Here is a 1,686-nt window from a genome sequence, read left to right on the forward strand (position 1 = left end):
CTCGCACGGACAGCCCAGCCGGACGGGGACGTCGACGACTTCGTCTTCACCGAACACCACGCCGAGTACTCCCTCAGCCGCGGCCCGGACGGCGCGGCCCGCCTCACGACCGAGGAACGCCTCGTCGCCCGCTTTCCCGACCGGGACCAGAACCGGGGTATCGTCCGCGCCATCCCCCTCGACTACGACGGCGTCGAACTTGGCACCACGCTCACCTCGGTGACCGACGAAGCGGGGCACCCCGTCCCCACGGAGACCTGGGAAGAAAACGGCTCCCTCATGGTCGCCACGGGAGACGACCGTTTCCTCCGCGGGGAGCAGACTTTCGTGCTGCGCTACGAACAGCGCAACACGGTCCGAGCCTTCGCCGACACCCGCGCCGAGGAGTTCTACTGGGACACCAACGGGGTCGCGTGGGCGCAGACCTTCGAGCGCGCCAGCGCCGAAATTCGGCTCACCCCCGAGCTGAGCGAGCGGCTCACGGGGGAGGCCGCCTGCTACCGCGGCGGGCAGGGCGACACCGAATAGTGCCGGATCGCGCCCGATCCCGCCGACCCGGCCCGCTTCCTCGCGGACAGCGACGGCGCCCTGGCCCCGGAAGAGACCATGACGGTCGCGCTCGGCTTCACCCCGGGCACCTTCGTCATCCCGGAGGCCCCCGGCACCGCCTGGTGGGCCACCTGGTTGCCCGGCGCGCTCGCGGCGCTCGCCGCCGGAGGGCTCGCCTGGTCAGCGATGGTCCGGTCCCGGGTGTGGGGCCACGAGCCCGGCCGCGGCATCGTGGTGGCCCAGTATGCCCCGCCCGCCGGGCTCAGCCTGGCGGAGGCGGGGGCGCTCATCGAGCGGCAACAGGCCGCCCTGCCCGCGACCATCGTTGATCTGGCGGTGCGCGGGGCGGTCCGGATCCAGGACCTCGGCACGAAGCCTGCGAAGCCCAAGTTCGCCCTGCAGTTCGTCTCCGCCGACGGGCTGAGCGGCCTGGAGCGGGACACGGTCCGCGCGCTCTACGGCGAGGACCCGGCCCCCGGCCAGACGCTGCCGCTGCACACCGCGAATGCGAAGCGCGCGAAGCGGGTCGACTCGCTCGCGGAGCCGCTCGCGGCGCAGCTCGCCGACCGGGGCTTGACGCGCGCCGCCCCGGGCAGCTTTCCCGCCTGGCTGAGGTTCCTCCCCGTGGTTCTTGGGCTGCTCAGCGTGCTCGGGGGAATCGTGATCCTGGTCGCGGGCGCCGGGAGCTGGGTCGGCGTCGTCGCGGTCCTGCTGGGGCTGGTGGTGCTGTGCACCGGGGCGATCCTCGCGGTGCGCCCCGTCCGCCGCACCCGGGCGGGCGCCGAGCTGCACGAGGAAATCGAGGGCATCAAGCGCTACGTTGAGCTGGCCGAGGCCGACCGCTTCGCGATGCTGCAGAGCGTGGCGGGGGCCGAGCGCATCGACGTGGCGGACACGCGGCAGATGGTGCGGCTGACCGAGCGGCTCCTGCCCTATGCGGTGCTCTGGGGGATCGAGCGGGGCTGGGCCGAGGAGCTGGGCCGCGCCTACGAAACGGCCGAGCTGCGCCCGCTCTGGTACCCGAGCTCGCAGCCCATCACGGGGGCGGCGTTTGCGGCTTCCCTCGGCACCTTCGGCACGCAGGCGAACACCGCGGTGAGCGCCCCGGGAACCGGGGCCAGCGGTGGCAGCTTCTCG

The 1,686-nt window shown here is 73.4% G+C and carries 2 protein-coding genes; both read left to right on the plus strand.

Going from position 1 to position 1,686, the window contains the following annotated elements:
* A partial coding sequence (locus tag OOT08_RS13730; RefSeq protein WP_325093353.1) for a DUF2207 domain-containing protein occupies positions 1-528 on the plus strand: 528 nt, incomplete at its 5' end.
* Positions 529-606: 78 nt separating this feature from the next.
* The coding region (locus OOT08_RS13735; RefSeq protein ID WP_442916253.1) for a DUF2207 family protein at positions 607-1,686 on the plus strand (1,080 nt) is incomplete at its 3' end.

Source organism: Leucobacter sp. M11 (assembly GCF_035726885.1).
In the GTDB taxonomy this organism is placed as follows: domain Bacteria; phylum Actinomycetota; class Actinomycetes; order Actinomycetales; family Microbacteriaceae; genus JAPFRB01.